20 protein-coding genes, 2 tRNA genes and 1 riboswitch are annotated in these 25475 nt (G+C 67.1%); of the genes, 20 read left to right on the forward strand and 2 right to left on the reverse strand.

Annotation, left to right across the window (positions count from 1 at the left end):
• Nucleotides 1-283: 283 nt before the first annotated feature.
• The 4 genes from ileS to ndk all read left to right on the forward strand — a co-directional run bounded on the left by ileS (nucleotide 284) and on the right by ndk (nucleotide 5906).
• Nucleotides 284-3598: an isoleucine--tRNA ligase gene (gene ileS, locus FDW83_RS00130; RefSeq protein WP_138135612.1), complete on the forward strand. Its 3315-nt coding sequence runs from the start codon at nucleotides 284-286 to the stop codon at nucleotides 3596-3598.
• A 3-nt stretch (nucleotides 3599-3601) separates the two neighbouring features.
• Nucleotides 3602-4960, forward strand: coding sequence for a folylpolyglutamate synthase/dihydrofolate synthase family protein (locus FDW83_RS00135; RefSeq protein ID WP_138135613.1), 1359 nt, complete (start codon nucleotides 3602-3604; stop codon nucleotides 4958-4960).
• A 3-nt stretch (nucleotides 4961-4963) separates the two neighbouring features.
• The gene (locus FDW83_RS00140; protein WP_138135614.1) at nucleotides 4964-5428 is read left to right on the forward strand and encodes a DUF4233 domain-containing protein; all 465 of its coding nucleotides are present in this window, start codon (nucleotides 4964-4966) and stop codon (nucleotides 5426-5428) included.
• Between the two features lie 64 nt (nucleotides 5429-5492).
• Complete coding sequence (gene ndk, locus FDW83_RS00145; protein WP_138135615.1) at nucleotides 5493-5906, forward strand: nucleoside-diphosphate kinase; 414 nt, start codon at nucleotides 5493-5495, stop codon at nucleotides 5904-5906.
• Nucleotides 5907-5925: 19 nt separating this feature from the next.
• Here the strand turns inward: ndk and FDW83_RS00150 are convergent, their stop codons facing one another.
• On the reverse strand, nucleotides 5926-6591 hold the full coding sequence (locus tag FDW83_RS00150; protein ID WP_138135616.1) for a vitamin K epoxide reductase family protein: 666 nt from the start codon (nucleotides 6589-6591) through the stop codon (nucleotides 5926-5928).
• 430 nt (nucleotides 6592-7021) lie between these two features.
• Between FDW83_RS00150 and FDW83_RS00155 the strand changes: the two genes are divergently transcribed.
• The 13 genes from FDW83_RS00155 to FDW83_RS00215 all read left to right on the forward strand — a co-directional run bounded on the left by FDW83_RS00155 (nucleotide 7022) and on the right by FDW83_RS00215 (nucleotide 20234).
• Nucleotides 7022-10357, forward strand: a complete 3336-nt coding sequence (locus tag FDW83_RS00155) for an Rne/Rng family ribonuclease (RefSeq protein ID WP_138135617.1) — start codon at nucleotides 7022-7024, stop codon at nucleotides 10355-10357.
• A gap of 134 nt (nucleotides 10358-10491) precedes the next feature.
• Nucleotides 10492-10589: riboswitch (TPP riboswitch) on the forward strand.
• A gap of 7 nt (nucleotides 10590-10596) precedes the next feature.
• Nucleotides 10597-12117 (forward strand): bifunctional hydroxymethylpyrimidine kinase/phosphomethylpyrimidine kinase, encoded by a 1521-nt coding sequence (thiD, locus tag FDW83_RS00160; RefSeq protein ID WP_138135618.1) that lies wholly within the window; start codon nucleotides 10597-10599, stop codon nucleotides 12115-12117.
• Between the two features lie 258 nt (nucleotides 12118-12375).
• The gene (gene rplU / locus FDW83_RS00165) at nucleotides 12376-12684 is read left to right on the forward strand and encodes a 50S ribosomal protein L21 (RefSeq protein ID WP_138136076.1); all 309 of its coding nucleotides are present in this window, start codon (nucleotides 12376-12378) and stop codon (nucleotides 12682-12684) included.
• Between the two features lie 62 nt (nucleotides 12685-12746).
• Nucleotides 12747-13010 (forward strand): 50S ribosomal protein L27, encoded by a 264-nt coding sequence (gene rpmA / locus FDW83_RS00170; protein WP_138135619.1) that lies wholly within the window; start codon nucleotides 12747-12749, stop codon nucleotides 13008-13010.
• A gap of 116 nt (nucleotides 13011-13126) precedes the next feature.
• On the forward strand, nucleotides 13127-14716 hold the full coding sequence (gene obgE / locus FDW83_RS00175; RefSeq protein WP_138135620.1) for a GTPase ObgE: 1590 nt from the start codon (nucleotides 13127-13129) through the stop codon (nucleotides 14714-14716).
• Nucleotides 14706-15857: a glutamate 5-kinase gene (gene proB, locus FDW83_RS00180; protein WP_138135621.1), complete on the forward strand. Its 1152-nt coding sequence runs from the start codon at nucleotides 14706-14708 to the stop codon at nucleotides 15855-15857. The genes obgE and proB overlap by 11 nt, the downstream gene beginning before the upstream one ends.
• 26 nt (nucleotides 15858-15883) lie before the next feature.
• Complete coding sequence (locus tag FDW83_RS00185; protein ID WP_138135622.1) at nucleotides 15884-17260, forward strand: glutamate-5-semialdehyde dehydrogenase; 1377 nt, start codon at nucleotides 15884-15886, stop codon at nucleotides 17258-17260.
• A 79-nt stretch (nucleotides 17261-17339) separates the two neighbouring features.
• A complete protein-coding gene (locus tag FDW83_RS00190; RefSeq protein ID WP_138135623.1) occupies nucleotides 17340-17570 on the forward strand; it encodes a hypothetical protein in 231 nt (76 codons plus the stop codon).
• Between the two features lie 40 nt (nucleotides 17571-17610).
• The gene (gene nadD / locus FDW83_RS00195) at nucleotides 17611-18237 is read left to right on the forward strand and encodes a nicotinate-nucleotide adenylyltransferase (protein ID WP_255469930.1); all 627 of its coding nucleotides are present in this window, start codon (nucleotides 17611-17613) and stop codon (nucleotides 18235-18237) included.
• Nucleotides 18238-18244: 7 nt separating this feature from the next.
• Nucleotides 18245-19474 (forward strand): hypothetical protein, encoded by a 1230-nt coding sequence (locus FDW83_RS00200; RefSeq protein ID WP_138135625.1) that lies wholly within the window; start codon nucleotides 18245-18247, stop codon nucleotides 19472-19474.
• A 40-nt stretch (nucleotides 19475-19514) separates the two neighbouring features.
• Nucleotides 19515-19916: a ribosome silencing factor gene (gene rsfS / locus FDW83_RS00205; RefSeq protein ID WP_138135626.1), complete on the forward strand. Its 402-nt coding sequence runs from the start codon at nucleotides 19515-19517 to the stop codon at nucleotides 19914-19916.
• 115 nt (nucleotides 19917-20031) lie between these two features.
• A tRNA-Ala gene (locus FDW83_RS00210) sits at nucleotides 20032-20104 on the forward strand.
• A 57-nt stretch (nucleotides 20105-20161) separates the two neighbouring features.
• Nucleotides 20162-20234 (forward strand) — tRNA-Ala (locus tag FDW83_RS00215).
• Nucleotides 20235-20297: 63 nt separating this feature from the next.
• Here FDW83_RS00215 and FDW83_RS00220 read toward each other — a convergent pair.
• Entirely contained in the window at nucleotides 20298-21635 is a 1338-nt protein-coding gene (locus FDW83_RS00220) for a class I SAM-dependent methyltransferase (RefSeq protein ID WP_138135627.1), read from the reverse strand.
• 46 nt (nucleotides 21636-21681) lie between these two features.
• Here FDW83_RS00220 and FDW83_RS00225 point away from each other — a divergent pair, with 46 nt between their 5' ends.
• The 3 genes from FDW83_RS00225 (at nucleotide 21682) to FDW83_RS00235 (ending at nucleotide 25361) form a co-directional block, all read left to right on the forward strand.
• Nucleotides 21682-22764: an FAD-dependent oxidoreductase gene (locus tag FDW83_RS00225; RefSeq protein WP_138135628.1), complete on the forward strand. Its 1083-nt coding sequence runs from the start codon at nucleotides 21682-21684 to the stop codon at nucleotides 22762-22764.
• A 59-nt stretch (nucleotides 22765-22823) separates the two neighbouring features.
• A complete protein-coding gene (locus tag FDW83_RS00230) occupies nucleotides 22824-23993 on the forward strand; it encodes a class I SAM-dependent methyltransferase (RefSeq protein ID WP_138135629.1) in 1170 nt (389 codons plus the stop codon).
• 165 nt (nucleotides 23994-24158) lie between these two features.
• Complete coding sequence (locus FDW83_RS00235; RefSeq protein WP_138136077.1) at nucleotides 24159-25361, forward strand: ROK family transcriptional regulator; 1203 nt, start codon at nucleotides 24159-24161, stop codon at nucleotides 25359-25361.
• Nucleotides 25362-25475 lie beyond the last annotated feature (114 nt).

Here is a 25475-nt window from a genome sequence, read left to right on the forward strand (position 1 = left end):
CTCGAAACCGGCTAAGACCCGGCAATCACCGGTGAGCTTCCGGAAGAACACGCGGAAAACCTGTACCTGGCCTTCCGCGCCAGTAGAACCGGACGGGTAAGCCCGTCACAGCAGTAATGAGCGGCCGTCGCGGCCGGTTCCCGGAATGGGCAGCGGCGGTAAGTGAGGTGGTACCGCGGTAAGCGTGCAGTCCGGCGGACAGCACGGGAGCCGTCCTCGCATCCTGTATCGAACAGCCGGCAGCCGCCGGCGGTTCGCCACGCCAACCCAGGATGTCAAGAGAATGACGTATTACCCCAAGGCCTCAGCCTCCAGCAACGGCACCAACTCCAGCGGTGTGTCCGCCTCCGTGAAGTTCCCGGAGATCGAAGAGCGCATCCTGAAGTACTGGGACCAGGACGGCACGTTCCAGGCCAGCATCGACCAGCGCAGCGCCGACACCCCCGGCGGCGAACCCGGAAGCAACGAGTTCGTGTTCTACGACGGCCCGCCCTTCGCCAACGGACTCCCGCACTACGGCCACTTGCTCACCGGGTATGCCAAGGACCTGGTGGGCCGGTACCAGACCCAGCGCGGCAAGCGCGTCGAACGCCGCTTCGGCTGGGACACGCACGGCCTGCCCGCTGAGCTGGAGGCCATGAAGCAGCTTGGCATGACGGACAAAACCCAGATCGAGGCCATGGGCATCGACAAGTTCAACGACGCCTGCCGGGCATCGGTGATGAAGTACGCCGACGAATGGCGCAGCTACGTCACCCGCCAGGCCCGCTGGGTGGACTTCGACAACGACTACAAGACGCTCAACGTGGAGTACATGGAGTCGGTCCTCTGGGCATTCAAGCAGCTGCACGAAAAGGGCCTGACCTACAACGGCTACCGCGTCCTGCCCTACTGCTGGAAGGACGAGACGCCGCTGTCCAACCATGAGCTCCGCATGGATGACGACGTCTACAAGAACCGCCAGGACCAGACCGTCACTGTCACGTTCCCCATCACGGCAGGGGATTCGGAGCTGTCCCGGCAGCTCGACGGCGTCCAGGCGCTCGCCTGGACCACCACGCCCTGGACGCTGCCCACCAACGCCGCGCTCGCCGTCGGGCCTTCCATCACCTACGCCGTCCTTCCGGCCGGACCCAACGGCATCAAGGCAGCTTCCGCCGACGCCCCCGTCACCGGAAGCTTCCTGCTGGCGGCCGACCTGGTGGGTGCGTACGCCAAGGACCTCGGCTACGACAGCTTCGAAGACGCCCAGGCCGCCGTCGTGTCCACGCACACCGGCGCGGAGCTGGAAGGCCTGGCCTACCGGCCGCTGTGGCAGGACTTCGCCGACAACGAAAAGTACGGCATGGAAAACGCCTGGCGGATCCTGGCTGCCGAGTACGTCACCACCACAGACGGCACCGGCATCGTGCACCAGGCACCCGCCTACGGCGAAGACGACCAGAAGGTCTGTGAAGAGGCCGGGATCCCCGTCATCCTTTCCGTAGATGAGGGCGCAAAGTTCCTGCCCCTGTTCAAGCACGGCGACCTCCACGACATTGTGGGGTTGCAGGTCTTCGAGGCCAACAAGCCCATCACCCAGGTACTGCGTGCCCAGGGCCGCCTGGTCAAGCAGGCCAGCTACGAGCACAGCTACCCGCACTGCTGGCGGTGCCGCAACCCGCTGATCTACCGCGCCGTCTCCTCCTGGTACGTGGAGGTCACCAAGTTCAAGGACCGGATGTCCGAACTGAACCAGGAGATCAACTGGATCCCCGGCAACGTCAAGGACGGCCAGTTCGGAAAATGGCTGGAAAACGCCCGCGACTGGTCCATCAGCCGCAACCGCTACTGGGGCAGCCCCATCCCGGTCTGGCAGTCCAGCGACCCCGAATACCCGCGCACCGACGTGTACGGATCGCTCGCCGCGATTGAAGCCGACTTCGGCCGGCTGCCGCGGAACAAGGACGGCGAAGTGGACCTGCACCGGCCGTTCATCGACGACCTCACCCGGCCCAACCCGGACGATCCCCGCACCCCCGAAGAGGGCCAGTCCGTCATGCGCCGCGTGGAGGACGTCCTGGACGTTTGGTTCGACTCCGGCTCCATGCCGTATGGCCAGGTGCACTACCCGTTCCAGAACGAAGCCTGGTTCGACACCCACAACCCTGCAGACTTCATCGTCGAATACATCGGGCAGACCCGCGGCTGGTTCTACATGCTGCACATCCTCTCGACGGCCCTGTTCGACCGGCCTGCATTCCGGAACGTGATCAGCCACGGCATCGTGCTCGGCTCCGACGGGCAGAAAATGTCCAAGAGCCTGCGCAACTACCCGGACGTGTCCGAAGTGCTGGACCGCGACGGGTCGGACGCCATGCGCTGGTTCCTGATGTCCAGCCCCATCCTGCGCGGCGGCAACCTGATCGTCACCGAGCAGGGCATCCGCGACGGCGTCCGGCAAGTCATCCTGCCGCTGTGGAACGTGTACAGCTTCTTCACGCTCTACACCAACGCGGCAAATGGCGGCGAGGGCTATGACGCGCAGCTGCGCTACGACGGGTACCAGGACACCCTGGACCAGTACCTCCTGGCCAACACCGGCGACCTGGTCCGGAAGATGACCGGGCGCCTGGACGAATACGACATCTCCGGTGCCTGCGATGCGCTGCGCAGCTACCTGGACATGCTCACCAACTGGTACGTCCGCCGCAGCCGCCAGCGGTTCTTCGACGAGGACCAGGACGCCTTCGACGCGCTGTTCACCGCGCTCGAGACGGTGTCCCGGGCCGCCGCATCGCTGCTTCCGCTCGTAACCGAGGAGATCTGGCGCGGACTCACCGGCGGCCGCTCCGTGCACCTGGCCGACTGGCCGGACGCGGACCTGTTCCTTGCCAACCCGGACCTCGTCCAGGCAATGGACCGCGTCCAGCAGATCTGCTCCACCGGCTCCTCCCTCCGCAAGGCAGCCAACCTGCGCGTCCGCCTGCCCCTGCAGGAACTCACCGTGGTGGCACCCGGTGCTGATGCGCTGGAAGGTTTCGCCGCCGTCGTCGCCGACGAGCTCAACCTCCGTTCCGTGCGTCTCCTTGATGCCGCCACTGCCGCTCCGGAGGAGTTCGGCATCCAGCAGAAGCTGGTGGTAAACGCCCGCGCCGCCGGTCCCCGCCTGGGCAAGAATGTGCAGGCTGCCATCAAGGGCTCCAAGTCCGGCGACTGGTCCGTGGACGAGGCCGGAGTGGTCACCGCCGGCGGCCTGCAGCTGGAACCGCAGGAGTACAACCTGGAAACCGTCGTGGCGGAGTCCGACGCCGGCTCGGCCTCCGTGGCAGTCCTCCCCGGAGGCGGTTTCGTGGTCCTCAACACCGAGGTCACGCCGGAGCTGGAGGCCGAAGGCCTGGCGCGCGACATGGTCCGCGCCATCCAGCAGGCGCGCAAGGACGCCGGACTCAACGTCAGTGACCGGATCCTGACATCCGTCACTGCCCGGCAGGACGTCGTTGACGCCCTGCTGGCCAACGCGGACCTGGTGAAGGGCGAAACACTGACCGTGGACCTGGCCACCGCACCGGCCGACGTGGACGAGCCGGCTGTCGCCGTAGAAAAAGTGGAGGCCTGAGCGATGACCGACGAATTTTCCGTGGAAAGCGTCTACGCAGAACTGCTGGGACGGGCGCCCGAGAACAAGATGGAGCCCAGGCTGGCGCCGCTGTTCCGAGCCATGGACGTGCTCGGCGAACCCAACAAGGCGTTCCCGATCATCCACGTGACCGGCACCAACGGCAAGACCTCCACCTCGCGCATGATCGAGTCGGTGCTGCGGGCCCACGGTCTCAGCACCGGCCGCTACACCAGCCCGCACCTGTCAAAGGTCACCGAGCGGATCAGCATCGACGGACATCCGGTGCCGGACGAAACCTTCGTCCGGATCTGGGACGAGATCCGCCCCTACCTGCAGATTGTGGACGCGGAACTGGAAGCGGACGGACAGCAGCGCCTGACCTACTTCGAATGCCTCACCATCCTCGGTTTCGCCATCTTCGCGGACCAGCCGGTCAACGTGGCCATCATCGAAGTGGGCCTGGGCGGCATCACCGACGCCACCAACGTCGGCGACGGACAGGTATCCGTCGTCACGCCCATCTCCCTGGACCACACCGACCTGCTCGGTGACACCACCGCGGACATCGCTTACGAAAAGGCCGGCATCATCAAGCCGGGCGGCTACCTCGTCAGCGCCGCCCAGCCACTGGATGCCGCGCAGGTCCTGCTGGAGAAGGCCAAAGAGGTCGGCGTCCCCTTCCGGTTCGAAGGCGTGGAGTTCGGCGTCGAGTCCCGCACCGTGGCAGTCGGCGGCCAGATGGTCACCATCCAGGGCATCGCCGGCCGCTACCAGGACCTCCTGGTGCCGCTGCACGGCGCCCACCAGGCCCAGAACGCCGCTGTAGCCATTGCCGCCCTCGAGGCGTTCTTCGGCGGCGAAAAGGAACTCGACTTCGAGGTGCTTCAGGAGGGCTTCGCGGCGGTAACGTCCCCCGGCCGGCTGGAAGTGGTCCGGACCGCGCCCACCATCATTGTGGACGCAGCCCACAACCCCGGCGGCATCCAAGCGTCCGCCGCGGCCCTGCAGGAGGCCTTCAGCTTCAGCCGGCTGGTCCCCGTGGTGGGCGTGCTGAAGGAGAAAGACGCAGAGGAGATCCTGCGCCAGCTCAAGGAATCCCTGGGCGGGGTGGCGGAGGAGTACTGCTTCACGCAGTCCAACTCGCCGCGTGCCGTTCCCGCCGCCGAACTGGCCGAACTGGCGGTGGATCTCGGGTTCGGCGAGGACAACGTCCACATCGCCGGGAAGCTCGACGACGCCCTGGAGTGGGCCGTCGAACGGGCGGAAGCAAACGACGACCTCGCCGGCGGAGTGCTGGTCACCGGTTCCATCACGCTGGTGGCAGAAGCTCGCATCCTGCTCGGCAAGACGGAGGCGTAGGACATGGCCCGACTGACCAAGGCGCAGCGCGAGTGGCGGCCCGGCATGCCGAAGAAGCGGCGCTCCACCAAGGTGATGTTCGCCTCCACGGTGCTGCTCCTGGAAGCATTCGTGATGTTCTTCGCCACCCTGACCGTGTTCGGGCTGCGCCGCGGGGAATTTCCCCCGGAAATCATCCTCGGCGTGGGCATTGGCTTCAGCGTGGTCATGGTGGTGGCGTGTGCGTTCCTCACCAGGCCGTGGGGCATCGGCCTGGGCTGGATCCTTCAGGTCGTGCTGCTCCTGACCGGCATCTTCGAACCGGCGATGTTCCTGGTGGGCGTCCTGTTCGGGCTTGCCTGGTGGTATGGCATCCGTTCCGGCATCCGGCTGGACCGCGAGGCTGCCCAACGCGAGCGTGAGCAGGCTGAGTGGGAGGCCGCGCACCCGGACCAGGACGCCGGCCCCGGAGCCCAGTCCCAGCCTTAGGGCGTCCCCGCAAGCCAGTCCCCGTAGACTTATCCCGACACCCCACCAACGCATTGGAGCAGTTGTGACTACTGAGCGCACCCTCGTCCTGATCAAGCCCGACGGCGTCGCCCGTAACCTCACCGGCGCCATCCTGGCCCGGATCGAAGCCAAGGGATACACCCTGGCCGAACTGAAGAAGGTGGAAGCCTCCCGCGAACTGCTGGAACAGCATTACGAGGAGCACGCGGGCAAGCCCTTCTACGAGCCCCTGGTGGAGTTCATGCTCAGCGGCCCGGTTGTGGCGGCCATCGTGGAAGGCGACCGGGTCATCGAAGGCTTCCGATCGCTCGCAGGCACCACCGATCCCACGACGGCGGCGCCGGGCACCATCCGCGGTGACTTCGGCAGGGACTGGGGCCTGAAGGTCCAGCAGAACCTGGTCCACGGCTCCGACTCCACCCACTCCGCCGAGCGCGAGATCAAGATCTGGTTCTAGCAGGCGGGGGAGGGGGCTCCTAGAACCCCGACGTGCCTGCAAACACCTGGATGAAGGCGAAGAAGATGCTGGCGATGACTGCAACGTAGAGCAGTGCCACGATGATCCAGCCGGACTCGCCGAGAACGCGGGCGGCACCGGAGGGGACCGCTATTATTCCCGCAGTGATGTTCCGGATGGTCACCCACACGAACAGGGGAATCATGGCCGCCCAGACGATCATGCAGAACGGGCAGAGGATGTGGATGTCGTACAGGGCCTGGGACCACAGCCACGCCACGAAGATGAAACCGAGCGTGACGCCGGTCTGCAGGCCCACCCAGAACCACCGGGTGAACGTGGCCCCGGCCAGCAGCGCCATGCCCACCGTGATGACCACGGCGAACGCCACAATCCCGATGAACATGTTGGGAAAGCCGAACAGCGAGCTCTGCCAGGTCTTCATGACGTCGCCGCAGGAGATCCAGGGATTCACGTCGCACACCGTGGTGTGGTTGGGATCCTGGAGCATCGCCAGTTTCTCCAGGACCAGGGTTCCGGACGCCAGCCAGCCGACGGCACCGGTGATCACGAGCAGCCACCCGAAGGGGCGGCTGCGGGTTATGGCCGGTACGGTTGCGGGGCTGTCGGACTCGTCGCTGGTCCGGTCCGGGGCATGCGTACCGCTGGAGGAGATGCTGGGCATTGGTGTGGCGTCCTTTTCGTCAGGTGCTCCTTGCCCGATTGTAACGCCGGATGCTGGGAGGCATCCCCAGCTACAGGACAGTTGCCGCCCGCCTCCGCCGCGATTTAGTCCGGGTATGAGAGAATAAACGTGGCTGGAAGCCGGTCCACATCCGGACTCCGGTCCGGTGGCTTGTTCCCAAGACCGCCAATGCTGAGCAGGGCAGGCTACGGATGCCTCCCGCAACTCCATTGGGCGGCACCTGGTTGTGGCATGTAGAACAACGGGTTTTCAGAACATCCCCCCGGCTCCCATGGGCTGCCGCACCCCAACGCCGGTGCGAACCTGGGAGTATCCACTTGACTTCTGTCAACGCCTGCGGGTTTTGGCAATATGTGCCCCAATGGGTGCCGGATGTGGCGGCACGTCAGGGGCAGGAGTGTAGCTGCATATGGACAACGAACACGATCCGGCCGTTAACGAGGATGCGGCGGCCCCGGAAGCCGCCCCGGCACCGAAGAAGGCTCCGCGGACGCGGCGGAAGGTGGTTGCATCCGTGGACGACGCCGGCCCTCAGCTGGAAGCGAACGTTCCGGCTGATGAGGCCACTGCTGAGAACGTGGAGGCCGCGGCCGCCACGGCTCCGGCACAGCGGAGCCGTGCGCGGAAGAAAGTGGAAGCGGCCGGGCCCCTTCCTGCCTTCGCAGACGAGGCCGCCGTCCAGGCCGGTTCCGGCGCCGAAACCACGGCTGCTCCGGCTGCCGCCCCTGAGCCGGAGCCCGAGGCCAAACCCGTCCGCCGCCGTCGGGTGGCCACCCGCAAGACGTCCGCACCCGCGGAGGAGGCTGTGGCACCCGCAGCCGAAGCTCCGGAAGCTGTAGTTCCGGAAGCCATAGTTCCGCAGGCCGAAGTCCAGGAACATGAACCGCAGGAGCCGGCAGCCCCGGAGCCGGAGGCGCGCGTGGAAGCTGAAGCCGGCGGATCGCCGTCGGACGATCCTGCCGGAACCCCCGCTGAACCCGTCCCCGCCGTAGCTGCCACGGAAGAAGCAGGCGAAGACGCCGGTACTCCCGCCGCCGCACACAGCCCCTTCGCATCCCTCTTCATGGAGCCGGCTTCCCCCACCTCTGTGCTGTTCCAGGCGCCGGACCTCAGCACCGTTGTCCGTCCGGCCGTGCCGGCGGTCGAAGAAGAGGACGATGAAGCCGACGACGCTGACGATTCGTCCGGCCGCCGCAGGCGCCGGAGCCGTGGACGCCGCGGACGCAGCCGGCTGGACGAGAAGGACGCGGAAGCCGCTGCGGACAGCGAGGACGGCGAAGAACCGGACACCGAAGGCGGACAGGCCGCGCTCCTGGAAGAGGGCGTCACCTCCCGCCGCCGCCGTCGCCGCCGCCGCGGCGACCAGGACCTGGAGCTCACCGGCGGCGGGGAGGACGATCCCCCCAACACTGTGACCCGTGTCCGCGCGCCCCGCACCGTGGGCGAACAGGCCGCCAGCAACCGCGTGGCCAGCGTCAAGGGCTCCACCCGGCTCGAAGCGAAAAAGCAGCGCCGCCGTGAATCGCGGGACACCGGCCGCCGCCGTACCGTAATCACCGAGGCCGAGTTCCTGGCCCGCCGCGAGTCGGTGGACCGCCAGATGATCGTCCGGCAGCGCGACGACAGAATCCAGATCGCGGTGCTGGAGGACGGGGTCCTCGCTGAGCACTTCGTGTCCAAGACCCAGCAGGACTCGCTCATCGGCAACGTCTACCTGGGCAAGGTCCAGAATGTGCTGCCCTCCATGGAGGCGGCCTTCGTCGACATCGGACGCGGCCGTAACGCCGTCCTGTATGCGGGCGAAGTGAACTGGGAAGCCGTCAACCTCGAGGGCAAGCAGCGCCGGATTGAAAACGCCCTCAAGTCCGGCGACACCGTCCTGGTCCAGGTGACAAAGGACCCCGTCGGCCACAAGGGCGCGCGGCTGACCAGCCAGATCTCGCTGCCAGGGCGCTACCTTGTGTACGTCCCCGGCGGCTCCATGACGGGCATCTCGCGCAAGCTGCCGGACGTCGAGCGCAACCGGCTCAAGCGCATCCTCAAGGACCGCCTGCCGGAGCAGGCCGGCGTCATCGTGCGCACGGCTGCTGAAGGTGCCTCCGAGGAAGAGCTGACGCACGATATCAACCGGCTGCGGGCGCAGTGGGAGGGCATCGAGAGCCAGTCCACGTCCACCAAGGTCCTCGCCCCCGAACTGCTGTACGGCGAGCCGGACCTCACCATCAAGGTGGTCCGCGACGTCTTCAACGAGGACTTTTCCAAGCTGATCGTCTCCGGCGAAGAGGCGTGGGACACCATTGAGGCCTACGTCACCTACGTGGCACCGGACCTGGTGGGACGCCTCGAGAAGTGGACTTCGGACCAGGACATCTTCGCTGCCTGGCGCATTGACGAGCAGATCCACAAGGCCTTGGAACGCAAGGTCTTCCTGCCCTCCGGCGGTTCCCTGGTGATCGACCGCACCGAGGCCATGACAGTGGTGGACGTCAATACCGGCAAGTTCACCGGCAGCGGCGGCAACCTCGAGGAAACCGTCACCAAGAACAACCTCGAAGCCGCTGAGGAAGTGGTGCGCCAGCTCCGCCTCCGCGATATCGGCGGCATCATCGTCATCGACTTCATCGACATGGTGCTGGAATCCAACCGGGACCTGGTCCTGCGCCGCCTGGTGGAATGCCTTGGCCGCGACCGCACCAAGCACCAGGTTGCCGAAGTCACCTCGCTTGGCCTGGTCCAGATGACGCGCAAGCGCATGGGTACCGGACTCCTGGAAGTCTTCGGTGAGCAGTGCGAAGCATGCGGCGGGCGCGGCATGGTGACCCACGACGACCCCGTGGAACACCGCCGTGCCAACATCGTGGCCGCCGAACACCACGTGCAGCGTTCCGACAACCGGCCCGAGGCGCGCGGGGAAAACCACCGTTATGAGGGCCAGCGGGCCGACAGCAGCCAGCCCGGCGGCCGGCCGGACCGCAAGCGGCGGCGCGGACGCGGCGGGCAGCAGGCCGACGTTGCGCCCGCGGCAGTCCACGTCCACACAGTCCACCCGGATCCGTCGGACGCCGAGCGGCACGCCAAGGCCGAGGCCGCCCGCCTCGCCCTCGCCAACATCGCTGCCGCGGCCCACGCAGCGCACCTGCACGACGACGAGGTTGCTGCGGCCAAGCAGGCACAGTCCGTCCAGCCGCCGGCGCCGGAGGCTGCGGACAAGAACGACGGCGGCGCACCGGCCCGTCCCGCGGCTGTCCTGACCTTCGGCGGCGAAAAAGTTGTCCTGCCGTTCGTGGAGCACGCGCAGGAACCGCAGCCCAAGCCTGCCCTCACCCTCGACCGGCTCGCGGAGGCTTTCGCGCATTTGGGCGAACCGGCGCAAGTTGAACCGGAACCTGCCGGGAGCGCTGCGGCCGGGGCCGGCATGCAAGAGCAGGCAGCCGGCCGGGACGAAGCCGGGCAGGCAGAGGTTGCACCACAGCAGGCCCCCGCAGCAGCTGAAAAGGACTGGCAGGACTACACGGCGGACCAGCCGCGCCAGCGGCGGCCGCGGCGCAACCGGAGCGCCAGCCGTGCCCAGGGCGCTGCCAACGAGACCACCGTCCAGCAGCACGAGAGCGTCCCCGCCGCCACTGCGGGGCACTCGCATGCAGCGAAGGCTCCCGAACCGGCTGAAGCCGGCAGGACGTCCGACGCCAGACCCGTCGACGAGCCCATCATCCTGGGCGTAGGGGTTCCGGCCTCCGAGCTCTAGCCGCCTTTTCCGGATGCCCGGTACTGCCACACACGCCGCAGTACCGGGCATTCGTCGTTAAACGCGGTTTCCAGTCCCCGTACGCAAGCCGCCGCGTCACCATTTAGGCCGGGGAAGCAAAACGGCTAGGCTGGGGAACCGACACGGGGTGCCGCGCGAAGGGCCGGCTGAGATCCAGACCCGTTGAACCTGTCCGGTTAGTACCGGCGAAGGGATGTCCATTGTCCTCGACACTTGTTATGCCCGCACAAACCCTCCAGCCCACCGGCAGCCACCCCGGAACCGGCCGTGACGTGCCCCGCGTCCTGTCCATCGCCGGGTCCGATCCGTCCGGCGGCGCCGGGATCCAGGCCGATCTCAAAAGCATCGCCGCGCACGGCGGGTACGGCATGGCCGCCATCACCGCCCTGACAGCGCAAAACACCCGGGGCGTGTCCGCGATCCATGTCCCGCCGGCACCGTTCCTGGCCAGCCAGCTGCACGCCATCAGCAACGACATCACCATCGACGCCGTCAAGATCGGCATGCTGGGAGACGCCGGCGTTATCGGCACGGTCCGGGAATGGCTCGAGAAGGTGCGTCCCGCCGTCGTGGTCCTGGACCCGGTCATGGTGGCAACCAGCGGTGACAGGCTGCTCGAGGAATCCGCAGAAGAGGCGCTTCGCGGGCTGCTGCCGCTCGCCCACCTCATCACCCCCAACCTCGCCGAGTTGGCCATGCTCGTGGGCGCAGAGCCGCAGGGAACCTGGGAGGGGGCGCTGGCGCAGGGCAGGCAACTGGCTGCCGCTACCGGCGCCACCGTCCTGGTCAAGGGCGGCCACCTGGCCGGTGCCGAATGCCCGGATGCGCTGGTCAATACTGGCGGCCTGCTGGGCCAAGACGTTGTGGAGGTGCCGGGGGAGCGGGTGGCAACCCGCAACAGCCATGGCACCGGGTGCTCCCTGTCGTCGGCAATGGCTACCGTCCAGGCGCGGCTGGGCGACTGGGAGGCCACCCTGCGTGCGGTCAAACCCTGGCTGGCCGGAGCACTTCAAACGGCGGAGCGCCTGGAGGTGGGATCGGGCAACGGTCCTGTCCACCACTTCCACCACCTGCGGCCGGTTCCGCTGGCGGGAGAGTTTGCCCAGCAGCTCCGCGCCGCAACCGACCCGGACCTCGAGGCCATCTACGCCCTGGATTTCATCCGCGGACTGGCGTCCGGCAGCCTGCCGGAAAAAGAGTTCGCCTATTACCTGGCGCAGGACGCAATCTATCTCAACGGCTACTCACGCGTCCTGGCCCGCGCAAGTGCCCTTGCCCCAACCGAGGCGGAGCAGCTGTTCTGGGCCCGCTCGGCCCAGCAGTGCCTTGAGGTGGAATCCGAACTCCACCGCTCCTGGCTGAGCAAGCGGCCGGTCCGGCCTGAACTTGGCCCCGTCACCAAGGCGTACGTTGACCACCTCACCGCCGCATCGGCGTCGGGCAGCTACGCGGTGCTGGCCGCGGCCGTCCTGCCCTGCTTCTGGCTCTACGCCGAAGTGGGAAAGACGCTCCATGCGCAGTTCGTTGCCGCGGGGGAACCGGCCGGACACCCCTACGCGGACTGGCTCCGGACCTACGCCGATGAAGATTTTGCCGAAGCGACCCGCAAGGCCATCGCGATCGTCGACGAAGCCGGCCGCAACGCCTCCGGGCAGGAACGGGCGGGGATGGTGACCGCCTTCAGGCAGTCCTGCCGCCTGGAAGTGGAGTTCTTTGACGCGCCGAGGCTTTACGCCTGAGCCGCCGGGACTGCGCCGTCTGTAAAATGGAAAGGCGCGGTCCCGCCACGGGTTGCTGTGGTTCCTACCACAAGCGACGCGCCGGAGCCAGCCTCATTTGCGGCCGAAGACGGAATTAGCGTAGTCTAGTTCTTCGGTGCTTACGCCAACACTTGGGTTATGACCCCACGGCGTTGAGGCACAGCGAGAAACCAGCCAGTTATGTGCTTGTTCCGCACGCAAATTTTGTTAGAAACGTCGAGAGAAGTGAGTCCCCAAGTGGTGTACGCGATTGTCCGCGCAGGCGGCCGCCAAGAGAAGGTTTCCGTCGGAGACTTCGTTACCCTCAACCGCGTCGCCGGTGGCGCCGGCAGCACCATCGAGCTGCCTGCACTGCTCCTGGTAGACGGTGACAAGGTCACCTCCGCCGCCGCCGACCTGGCCAAGGTGACCGTCACGGCTGAGATCCTCCAGGACCTCCGCGGTCCCAAGGTTGTCATCCAGAAGTTCAAGAACAAGACCGGTTACAAGAAGCGCCAGGGTCACCGCCAGGAACTGACCAAGGTCAAGATCACCGGCATCAGCTGACCCCAGCGGTTACTGTCCAGGTTTTTCAACAGCTCCACAGAATTTGAAGGCAGGCATTTGAGATGGCACATAAAAAGGGCGCGAGCTCCACTCGCAACGGTCGTGACTCCAACCCGCAGTACCTCGGCGTCAAGCGCTTCGGCGGCCAGGTAGTTTCCGCCGGCGAAATCATCGTCCGCCAGCGCGGCACCCACTTCCACCCGGGCGCAGGCGTCGGCCGCGGTGGCGACGACACCCTGTTCGCACTGACCCCGGGAGCCGTTGAATTCGGTACCCGCCGCGGTCGTCGCGTCGTCAACATCGTTGCTGCTGCAGCTGCAGAGTAACAACCAGTTCTGAAGCGGTGGAGCGGGCCAGGCGGCCCGCTCCACTGTTCTTTTAACCGCATTACAATCGTTGTGGCGTCCCGCGGCGCCGGTGAAACAGCACTGAGGAGATATACGTGGCCAGCTTTGTAGACCGGGTAGTACTGCATGTATCCGGCGGTAACGGCGGCCACGGGTGCGTCTCGGTACACCGGGAGAAGTTCAAGCCGCTCGGCGGCCCCGACGGCGGCAACGGCGGCAACGGCGGCAATGTGGTGCTCCGCGTGGACCACCAGACCACCACCCTCCTCGACTACCACCACTCACCGCACCGGCACGCGAGCAATGGCGGCCCCGGCATGGGCGACTGGCGTGGCGGCAAAAACGGCGAGGACCTGATCCTGCCGGTGCCGGAGGGCACCGTGGTCAAGTCCAAGGACGGCACGGTCCTGGCCGACCTTGTGGGTGAAGGTGCCGAGTTTGTCGCGGCTGCCGGCGGCATTGGCGGGCTGGGCAACGCTGCCCTGTCGTCCCAGAAACGCCGTGCGCCCGGGTTTGCCCTCCTGGGCATTGAAGGCGAGTCCCAGGACATCGTCCTGGAGCTGAAGTCCATCGCGGACATTGCGCTGGTGGGTTTCCCCTCCGCCGGCAAGTCGAGCCTCATCGCCGCGATGTCCGCGGCCCGCCCGAAGATCGCCGATTATCCGTTCACCACGCTTGTTCCCAACCTGGGCGTGGTCCAGGCCGGGGACGTCCGCTTCACCATCGCCGATGTGCCGGGGCTCATCGAGGGCGCCAGCGAAGGCAAGGGGCTCGGCCACCACTTCCTCCGGCACGTTGAGCGGTGCGCTGCCCTGGTCCACGTCCTGGACTGCGGAACCCTCGAATCTGACCGCGACCCCCTCTCGGACCTCGCCATCATCGAGGCCGAGCTGGAAAAGTACGCCGTCGACATGAGCTACGCCGGGCAGGACGGCGACGTGGTCCCGCTGAACCACCGCCCCCGCCTGGTGGCGCTGAACAAGGTGGATCTGCCCGACGGCAAGGACATGGCGGAGTTTGTCCGCCCCGAACTCGAGTCCCGCGGATACCGGGTGTTCGAAGTGTCCGCCACCAGCCACGAAGGCCTGCGCCAGCTGGGCTTCGCCATGGCGGAAATCGTCAAGGCGGCACGTGAGGCAGTGGCCGCAGCGCCGCCCAAGGTCAAGCCCGCTGTGCTGCGGCCGCGCGCCGTCAACGAGAGCGGGTTCAAGATCCGCCGCGAGGAGAAGAACCTGGAGCCGCTGTTCCGCGTCCTTGGTGAGAAGCCTGAGCGCTGGGTCAAGCAGACCGACTTCACCAATGAGGAAGCCATTGGCTACCTCGCCGACCGCCTGGCCAAGCTTGGCGTCGAAACCGAATTGTTCAAGCTCGGCGCCAAGCCCGGAGACACTGTTGTGATCGGCGGGGATGACGGCGTGGTCTTCGACTGGGAGCCCACCATGATGGCGGGCGCGGAACTGCTCGGTTCCCCGCGCGGCACGGACATCCGGTTCGCCGACATCGGTGACCGGCCCACCCGCAGCCAGAAGCGCGAGGAACAGCAGGAACGGCGCGATGCGAAGGCCGCCGCCCGCGCCGAGCTCGAAGCAGAGCGGAAAGCCGGCATCTGGACGGAGTCCGTGAGCGGACGGCGTGCTGCAGGACCCGTCAATGAAAGCGGACTGGACGGGGACGATGACTTCTAGGACCGCCGCAGCGGAACCGCTGGCCGGTCCGGTGGACAGAAGCGTGCTCGCCAATGCCCGCCGGGTGGTGGTCAAGGTCGGTTCGTCGTCCCTGACCAGCATCAAGGGCGGCATCTCGGAGGAATCACTTACCGCCCTCGCCGACGCCCTGGCCGCCAAGCGGAACACGGGCACGGAGATTATCCTGGTGTCCTCAGGCGCCATTGCAGCCGGACTGGCGCCGCTGGGCCTGGCCAAGCGGCCCCGCGACCTTGCCACCCAGCAGGCTGCGGCGAGCGTGGGGCAGGGGCTGCTCATGGCCAGGTACACCCAGGCCTTCGGCGCCCACGGCGTGACGGTGAGCCAGGTGCTGCTGACCGCCGAGGACCTGATGCGCCGCAGCCAGCACACCAACGCCCTGCGCGCCATGGACCGGCTACTGAGCCTCGGGGTGGTTCCGGTTGTCAACGAGAACGACACCGTGGCAACGCACGAGATCCGGTTCGGAGACAACGACCGGCTTGCGGCCCTGGTGGCGCACCTGGTGCGCGCGGACGCGCTGGTGCTGCTGTCCGACGTCGACTCCCTCTATGACGGCCCGCCTTCCCTTGGCGCCAAACGGATTCCCCTGGTAACGGGCGCGCACGATCTTGACGGCGTCACCATCGGCAAGGCCGGCAAGGCCGGGGTTGGCACCGGCGGGATGCTCACCAAGGTGGAAGCCGCGGGCATGGCGGCAGGTTCAGGCATCCATGCGGTGGTGACTTCCACTTCCAACGCGGCCGCCGCGCTGAACGGGGAGGACGTGGGCACTTGGTTCACTGTCAACGGCGCCCGCAAGCCTGTCCGGCTCCTTTGGCTCGCGCACGTCGCCTCCGTCCAGGGCCGGCTGGTGCTGGACGACGGCGCCGTCCGCGCCGTGCGGCACCACCGCACGTCCCTGCTGCCGGCCGGTATCTCGGCGGTGCGGGGCGATTTCGAAGCGGGCGACGCCGTCGAGATTGCGAGTGCCGACGGCACCGTCGTTGCCCGCGGCCTGGTGAACTATTCCTCCGAGGAGCTGCCCCGGATGCTGGGCCGTTCCACCCGGGACCTGGGGGAGGAACTGGGCAGCGGCTACGACCGCGAAGTTGTTCATGTTGACGACCTGGTTCTGGTCTGACTCGCCGCCTCGCCTAAACTTGAACCATGACTGAGGCCCTGATCTCCACCACTGCTGAAAATTCCGTAAACGCTGCCGCCGCCGGCGCGCGGCCGGTCACGCCCGCAGCAGCGCCGGAATCAGCCGGGGCTGTTGCCGCGGAAGCGGACATCCAGGCCGCCGTGCACGCCATCGCGGACCGTTCGCGGCACGCCGCCCGCCGGATGGCCATGGCCAACCGTGCCTGGAAGGACCGCGCCCTGCGCGCCGTTGGCACCGCCCTGCAGGAGAATACCCAGGCCATCCTGGCTGCCAACGCCCAGGACGTGGCCGCCGGCAGGGCCAACGGCACCTCCACCGCCTTGCTGGACCGGCTGACCCTGACTGAAGCACGCATCGCCGGATTGGTGGCCGCACTCGAAAACCTGGCAAGCCTTCCCGATCCCGTGGGCAATGTGGTCCGCGGGCAAACCCTGCCCAACGGGCTCCGTCTGCGCCAGGTCAACGTGCCCATGGGCGTGGTGGCCGCGATTTACGAAGCCCGCCCCAACGTCACCGTTGACATCGCCGGGCTGGCGCTCAAGAGCGGCAATGCCGTGATCCTCCGCGGTGGCAGCGCTGCCGAGAACACCAACGGAGTGCTGGTGCGGGTGCTGCGCGAGGCGCTGGAATCCGTGGGCCTGCCCGCGGACGCCGTGCAGACCGTGGACCAGTACGGCCGGGCCGGCGCCAACGTGCTGATGCGGGCCCGCGGCCGCGTGGACGTGCTGATTCCCCGGGGCGGACGGGACCTTATCCAGGCCGTCGTCAACAACTCCGCCGTCCCCGTCATCGAGACGGGGGAGGGCAACGTGCATATCTTCATCGACGAATCCGCCGGTGAGGAGATGGCAGTGGATATCCTGCTCAACGCCAAGACCCAACGGCCCAGCGTCTGCAACACCGTTGAGACGCTCCTGGTGCACTCGGGCTCCACGGTGCTTCCCGCCGTCGCCACCGCCCTGGCCAAGGCAGGCGTCCGGCTGCACGCGGACGAACGCATCCGCGCCGCGCTTCCCGCCGCCATCGAGTCCGAGCCCGCCACCGACGAGGACTGGGGGACGGAATACATGGACCTTGACCTGGCCGTGGCGATGGTGGACAGCCTGGACGAGGCCGTCAGGCACATCCGCACCTGGTCCACCGGACACACCGAAGCGATCCTCACCAACAACCTGTCCAACGCCGAACGCTTCGTCGCCGAGGTGGACTCCGCAGCGGTCATCGTTAACGCCTCCACCCGGTTTACCGACGGCGGCGAACTGGGCCTGGGCGCAGAGGTGGGCATCTCCACGCAGAAGCTGCACGCCCGCGGTCCCATGGGCCTGACCGAGCTGACCACCACCAAGTGGATCGTGCAGGGCGAAGGCCAGGTCCGCGCGTAGCGACGCGGTAACATAGACCAGACGCCAGAAGGCGGCGGAAACTTCCGCTGCCTCCAAACCTTGAACCCTAGGGGAGAACATGCTGTTCCAGCAGATCGCCACAACCGTCGCCGAAGGCGGAGAACACGAACTCGCGCCGCTGTGGGCTGAGCCGTGGGTCTTCGGCGTGGTGATTTTCGCCATCCTGCTGGTCCTGATGTTCGTCACGCTGTCCTACACCAACCTGGGCAACCGCCACGCTCCCACTGAAGAGCACGCGGATCCGCACCGCCAGCACCCGAACAAGCACGATCACGGGCAGGGCCACTAACATTTCCCGCGTTCTGCGCCACAACGGTTCCAACCGCAGGCTGCGCCTGGGCGTGATGGGCGGGACGTTCGATCCCATCCATCACGGCCACCTGGTCGCAGCCAGCGAGGTGGCTGCCGAGTTCGACCTGGACGAGGTGGTCTTCGTTCCCACCGGCCAGCCGTGGCAGAAAACCCATAAAAAGGTCAGCGAGCCCGAACACCGGTACCTGATGACGGTTATCGCAACGGCCTCCAACCCGCGGTTCACGGTTAGCCGCGTTGATGTTGACCGGCCAGGGCCCACCTACACCATCGACACCCTGCGTGATTTGCGGGCACAGCGCCCTGATGCGGACCTGTTCTTCATCACTGGCGCGGACGCCCTGGCCCAGATCCTGTCCTGGAAGGACATCGACGAGCTGTGGTCCCTGGCCCATTTCGTCGGCGTGACCCGGCCCGGTCATGTCCTGGACGGCATGGGACGGGACGACGTCAGCCTGCTCGAGGTGCCGGCCATGGCCATTTCCTCCACGGACTGCCGGACGCGCGTGGCCGCGAACAATCCCGTCTGGTACCTGGTGCCGGACGGGGTGGTGCAGTACATCGCCAAGTACGGCCTCTACGCCCAGCCGGCGAGCGGGAACGGGCCGTCCTCAGAAGCACGTGAACCAGCCAGTACTGAATGAGTCCTCAATGAGCCAGGAACAGCCCCCTATCCGCAGCCGCCGGGAACTCCGCAAGGCGAGGGACGCCCAGCAGGCGGCTCCGCCCGCGGACCGTCCTCCCGCAGGCCCGGCCGCCGGCAAGCCTGAGGCCGCCGGTGCGGCCGAAAGCACCCATACCCAGCGGTCCTCCCAAATCCGTGCCAGGGACCGCGCTGCGCTGCGCACCATCAAGGAACTTGAGGAAAAAGAGGGGCAGCTCGCCGGGGGCGGTCCGCCCACCCGGCGCCAGTTGCGGCTGCAGCAGCTGAAGGAACAGGCCCTGACGGCGGCAAACCCCATCGTGGCGCCGGCATCCGGACCCGCAGCCCGCCAGCCCGCTGCTGCAGGAGGCAACGCGTCCGGTCAACGGGCGGCTGGTGACCCTCCTGCGCCCCAGGCCAAGGCGCCGGCAGCAGAGAAGAAGCCGGCAACAGGCCCAGGCGCCGGTCCGCAGGGCATGACTGTTGAACAGGCCCTGGCAGCGCGCGCGCTCATCGCCGAGCAGGCCAAGAACCAGCTCGCCAAGATGGAGCACATCGCCTCCCTGGACCCCGAGGCCGTCGACCCCGACATCCTCGCGGAACAGATCGCCCTCGCTGAACGCGCAGCGGTGATGAACCGGCGCGCTATAGCGAAACAAAAGCTTGCCGAACAGGCCGGTACGCCGGTGGATCCGGCCGCAAAGGATGCAACCGGCAAGGCGCCGGCAGCCAAGGACCGTCCATCACCGTCCACCGCGGATAATCTGGCGATGGTCACCCCGCTGGAATTCGTGAAGGTGCCCGGCGTTGACCGGCCGGTGATGAAGCCGCCGGCAACCTCGCATGTTCCTGTGAGCACGCGCCCGGGTTCGAAGGTCAAACCAGATGCGAAGGTCCAGCCGGGGGCGGCGAAGCGGCGCCCCGCGAGCCGTTCCAACACGGCCACGCCCGAGGTGGCGCCGGGCCGTTCCCAGGTCATCGCCAGGGCGGAGGCTGCCGCGCGCGCAGCCACCCGCCCCAAACCCGTGGTCTTTTCGGAAAACCAGCACGAAGACCTCATCGAGGACCTGCCCCGGGTTCCGGCCAGCTCGGCTTACGGCCTCGATCCGCTTGACGCCGCTACCGCGGGGCTGGCACGGGCAAAACGGAACCGCATCCTGCAGCTCTGCGTCCTGCTCTTCGGCATTGTCGCCCTTGTCTCAGGCATTTTCCTGATTGTCAGCGGCATCTCCGGCTGACCGGCCGGCACCAAAACTTTTCAAACCACCAAGGAGTCCCATGTCTGCATCAGACACTTCCATCGCCATAGCCCGCACTGCCGCCAAGGCAGCGGCGGACAAGATTGCCCAGGACATCGTGGCCCTCGACGTGAGCGACCGGCTGGCACTGGCCGACGTTTTCCTCATCGCCTCCGCTCCGAGCGAACGCCAGGTGAACGCCATCGTGGACGGCATCGAGGAAGAGCTCGCCAAAAAGGACCTTCGGCCCGTGCGCCGTGAAGGCCGTTCGGGCGGCCGCTGGGTACTGCTGGATTACTCGGACATTGTCATCCACGTCCAGCACGAGGAGGATCGGGTGTTCTACGCCCTCGAGCGCCTTTGGAAGGACTGCCCGGTGGTCGACCTGCAGCTCGGCGACGACGCATCCGCAAAGGCCGCTGCAGCTTCCGACATCGATTAATCGGGCACAACACGCGGAATATTCCCGATTTGGAATTTTCGGAATTGCTGTTCTAAGATATTTGAGTTGCTTCGGGGAGGTCCGGAAGGAAAAACTTCGAGGAGCAGCAGGAATTGGGGCTGTGGCGCAGCTGGTAGCGCACCTGCATGGCATGCAGGGGGTCAGGGGTTCGAGTCCCCTCAGCTCCACCGGACATCCGGTGGAATCACAAATTTCCGCGGAAGTGGTCCGCATCAACAAAGTATGGGGCTGTGGCGCAGCTGGTAGCGCACCTGCATGGCATGCAGGGGGTCAGGGGTTCGAGTCCCCTCAGCTCCACGAAAACACGGAAGAGGAACCATCCGGCAACGGATGGTTCCTCTTTGGTTTATCCCGGGGCCTTCAAAGCCAGCCGGTGCGGCGCAGGGGCGGCTCGTTTCCGCCCGGACGCCGAACCAGGACCTGGTTGACACCTGTCAGGTTGTTCTCGAAACCGAGTGCACTCGAGGCCATATACAGCCGCCACACCCGCGCCCGGCCGGGGCTGGTCAGTTCAACGGCCCGGTCCCAGTTCTCCTCCAGCCGCCGGACCCAGGCCCGCAGGGTCAGGGCGTAGTGCCGGCGCAACGCCTCAACGTCCAAAATCTCGAACCCTGCCGACTCCAGCGCAGTCACCATCTCGCCCAGGCTGATCATCTCGCCGTCGGGGAACACGTAGCGCGGGATGAAGGAGTCCGGGTCGGGGCTGGCAGGCCCGGCGTTCCACGAGATGGCATGGTTGAGCAACCTGCCGCCGGGACGCAGGAGGGCGAACAGTGCCGCGGCGTAGCCGGGTGTCTGCGCCCGCCCCACGTGTTCCGACATTCCGATTGAACTGATGGCATCGAAGGGCCCGTCGCGGACATCCCGGTAGTCCTGCACCCGGATGTCCACCTTGTCCGTCAGCCCGGCATCCGCCGCACGCTTCCGCGCCAGGATGGCCTGCTCCAAGGAAAGGGTCACGCCCACCACGCTGGCGCCATACCTGTCGGCTGCATGAAGGGCGAAGCTGCCCCAGCCGCAGCCCACGTCCAGCACGCGCATCCCGGGTTCCAGGCCCAGCTTCCGGCACACCAGGTCCAGCTTGGCTTCCTGGGCGGCATCGAGTCCGGCCGCAATCCTTCCGCCGTCGCCGGCGGCCAGCATCCCCCCGCTGTCCCCGGGCCAGACGGCGCAGGAGTAGACCATGGAGGATCCGAGCACCAGGGCGTAGAAGTCGTTGCCGACGTCGTAGTGGTGCGAGATGGCGGCCGAGTCCCGGCGGCGGGAGTGCAGCCGGCCCTTGCGGTGGATGCGCCTGACCTCCTCCGGCGGAGGTGCAGGATTGGGCCCCACGGCGCCGAGCCGGAGGGCCGTGCCCACCAGGGCCAGGAGCTCAGTGGCTGTGGGCGGCCGGAAAGGTCCCGGCCGGGCAAACTTGCCGGCGGAACTCAAGGCGGCAAAGGCTTCGAATACGTCACCCGGGGTGTCAATGTCACCGGCCACGTATGCGCGGCTCAAGCCCAGCTGGCCGGGGGACCAGATTATCCGGCGCAGGGCGCGGCGTGACCGGAACTCCACCACCGGTGCATCCTGCGGTCCGGCTTCGGAACCGTCCCAGGCCCGGAGGCGGATCGGTATCCCGTCAGTGTCCAGGACGATTGCCAAGGCCTTCGCAAGCCTGGCTGCGGCGGTGCGGTCTCTGCTGATGTTGGCTCCCATGCGCCAACCCTAAGGCCGGAACATCCCGCCCGACTATCATGGGGGAGTGGATTCAGCCCGGACCGGTGTGGTGGTGGTAGGTGCGGGCCAGGCCGGACTCTCGGCGGCCTACCATCTTCAGCGGCGGGGCCTCGCCTTCGAAATCCTCGACGCAGAGCAAGGCCCGGGTGGTGCATGGCGGCACCGGTGGAAGAGCCTGCGTATGGCCACCGTCAACGGCATCAGCGACCTCCCCGGCATCGCGAAACCCGCCGTCGACCCGCGCGAACCGAGTTCCGGGTTCCTCACCCGGTATTTCCGGGACTACGAGGAGGAACTGGGTTTGTCCGTCCGCCGTCCCGTCAAGGTGCATGCCGTCAGCCGGGAGGACAGCAACCCTGCCGGCATGCTGAGGATCTCCACGTCTGCCGGAACCTGGACCGCACGGGCCGTGATCAACGCCACCGGCACCTGGACACGCCCGTTCTGGCCCATTTATCCGGGCCAATCCACCTTCCGTGGCCGGCAGCTCCACGTCGCCAACTACGTCGCCGCCGAAGAATTCATCGGCCGGCACGTCATTGTTGTGGGCGGCGGGATCTCGGCCGTTGGGCTGCTGGATGAAATATCGCAGGTGACCACCACCAGCTGGTTCACCCGGCGGGAACCCGTTTGGCGCGGTACCGAGTTCGACATGCAGGCCGGCCATGACGCGGTCGCGCTGGTGGAGGAACGTGTCCGGAAGGGCCTGCCGCCACAAAGCGTAGTGTCCGTAACCGGACTGATGTGGACGCCTGCCCTGCGTGCGGCTGCGGCCCGCGGTGCCCTCGACCGGCAGCCGATGTTCACCGCCATCGAACCCGACGGTGTCCGTCTCGCCGACGGCAACTTCCTGAAGGCGGACGTGATCCTCTGGGCGACGGGCTTCCGTGCCGAGCTGGAACACCTGGCGCCGCTTCACCTGCGCGGGCCCGGCGGAGGTATCACCATGGACGGGACGCAGGTCGCGGGTGAACCGCGGGTCCACCTGGTGGGCTACGGCCCGTCCTCGTCCACCATCGGCGCGAACCGGGCCGGCCGCGCCGCAGTGGCCGCCATCCTGAAACTGCCCGGCATGGCGGTCCCCGCGGACCCGGTAACGTGGGGCTGAGCCCCGGGACCAGTAGAAGCGGGCAAGGGGCACGTACGGAAGAAGGCGGCAGGCAGCAGGTGGCAGAAAACAGTCTTGAGGATGTCTTCGCGGTGCTCAGGCGGCGGCCCGACGTGGAAGCCCCCAACCTCCAGGCCTGGGATGCCACGGACCGGTTGCTCCTGGACGCCGCGGCAGGCATGACGCCGGCCGGCGGCACGCTGGCAGTTATCGGTGACCGCTACGGCGCCCTCACACTGGGCGCGCTGGAAGTGCTCGAACCTGCGGCCGTCCGGGTGCACCAGGATCTCATCACGGGGGAGCGGGCCCTCCGCCTCAACGCGGACCTTTGGGCTGCCAGGGACGGGAACGACGGCGGAGCGGCCAGGGTGCCGGCCTTCGAGCAGTTGCCGCTCGGGCGCGGGCTGCTCGCCGACGCGGATGTCCTCCTCCTGCAGCTGCCCAAGACCCTGGCGGAACTGGAGGAAATTGCCGCCGCCGTTGCCCGGCACGCTCCCGCAGGCATAACAGTGCTTGCCGGCGGCCGGGTGAAGCACATGTCCCTGGGCATGAACGCGGTCCTCGAGCGGTACTTCCAGTCGGTCCAGCCGCAGTTGGCCCGCCAAAAGTCGCGGATCATCGTCGCCACCGGCCCGAGGGTAAGCCCCGAGCCGGACCGCTTTCCCGTCGTCGAACATCTCGCCGAACTGGACCTGTATGTCGCGGCCCACGGGGCGGTCTTCGCCGGCGCCAAACTGGATATCGGCACCAGGTACCTGCTGACCTTCCTGCCCGCTATGAAGGCCGCCCGCCACGCCATCGACCTGGGGTGTGGCACCGGGATCCTCGCAGCCATGTACGCGCGGCATTCGCCAGGCTCGGCGGTGACGGCCACGGACCAGTCCGCTGCCGCCGTCGCATCCGCAACAGCCACCGCCCGCGCGAACGGACTGGAAGCCCGCATCACGGTCCTTCAGGACGATGCACTCAGCACCGTGGAACCGGGCAGCGCGGACCTGGTCCTGCTCAACCCGCCGTTCCACGTCGGCGCAGGCGTCCATGCAGGCGCAGGGCTCAAGATGATCGAAGCCGCCGGAAGGGTGCTGGCCCCGGAGGGCGAGCTGTGGACAGTCTTCAACCGCCACCTGCCGTACCTGCCGGCCCTGCAGCGGCACGTAGGTCCAACCGCGGTAGAGGGCCAAAACCCCAAATTCCTGGTGACGCGGAGCATCAAACGCAATGTCGGGTAAAGGTATGCGCAAGCCTGGCCGCGCCGGCGTCGTGCCCTATGGGTCTGGGTGCGCGCGTAACGTACGATTCAAGCAGCACCACAACCACGTGGCCGAAGAAGTTTAGGGGACACCGTGACCGAGATCCGCCAAACCTCAACGAGGCGCGGAACCAACCTGCCCAGGATGGGCGACTTCAACCTCACAGTGATCCTCGATGCCATCCGCCGGACCTCCGGCGGGCTGAGCCGTGTGGAACTCGCACAGATCGTGGGCCTGTCCCCGCAGACCATCTCCAACATCTCCCGCCGCCTCCTCGACCAGAACCTGATTGTCGAAGCAGGCAAGGAGGGCAGCGGCCCCGGCAAACCACGCACCATCCTCCGGCTCAACCCCGGCGGGATGTACGCCCTGGGCGTCCACCTCGATCCCGCCGTCAGCACCTTCGTGGTCCTGGACCTGGTGGGAGCCGTGGTGCACCACTCGCGGATCAGGACACCCGGAGGGAATGATCCTTCCGCCGTCATCAGGACGATCGCCGGCGAAATCAACCAGCTGGTGGCCGATTCCGGCGTGGACCGGGAGAAGATCGCAGGCCTTGGCGTCGCCGCCCCCGGTCCCATCGACCTGGACAACGGAACGGTGGTGGATCCGCCGCTGCTGCCTGGCTGGGACCGGGTGGAACTGCGTAACGCATTGTCCGACGCCACCGGCTATTCGGTCCTCGTGGACAAGGACGTCACCAGCGCCGCCGTCGCGGAAACCTGGGCCGGCGGGCCCAGCGGCGCCGGCAGCTTCGTGTTCATGTACATGGGCACCGGCATTGGCTGCGGTATCGTGCTCAACGACGAGGTGGTGCGGGGGACGTCCGGCAACGCCGGTGAGATCGGCCACATCGTGGTGGACCCGGACGGGCCACCGTGCGATTGCGGGCAGCGCGGCTGCGTGAAATCATCCTGCATTCCCCAGGTCCTGGTCGCCGAAGCCGAGGTGGCGGGCATCCTGGACGGCTCCCGTTCCGGAAACAGCGGCGCCGAAATCCAGCAAAGCTTCGCCCGGCTCTGCGAGCTGGCGGACCAGGGGGATGACCGGGCCGCCGCCATCATCGACAAGTCGGCCGTGCTGGTTGCCCGGGCGGTTTCGGTAGTCACCAACGCCCTGGATGTGGAGCGGGTGGTCTTCGGCGGGCCCTTCTGGAGCGGGATGGCCGAGCGGTTCCTGCGGAAGGTGCCGGCGCTGCTGGACGCCCACAGCGCGGCCCGGCTGATCCATCCCATCGAGGTGGTGGGCACCGGCGTCGGCGAAGACGTGGGTGCCATCGGTGCCGCCTCGCTGGTCCTGGAACACACCCTTGCCCCACGTGCGCAGCGGCTCCTGCTGGAGACCTGACCGACGCACCGGCCGGGTGCCTTGCCTGCAACACGGTGCCCATCTAGCATGTGCATATTGCCGCGGCTGGGGCCCGCTGACAAGGGGGGTCCGCAGCCTTGTACCGAATGGAGC

It is taken from the genome of Pseudarthrobacter sp. NamE2, assembly GCF_005796205.1.
Taxonomy (GTDB): Bacteria; Actinomycetota; Actinomycetes; order Actinomycetales; family Micrococcaceae; genus Arthrobacter.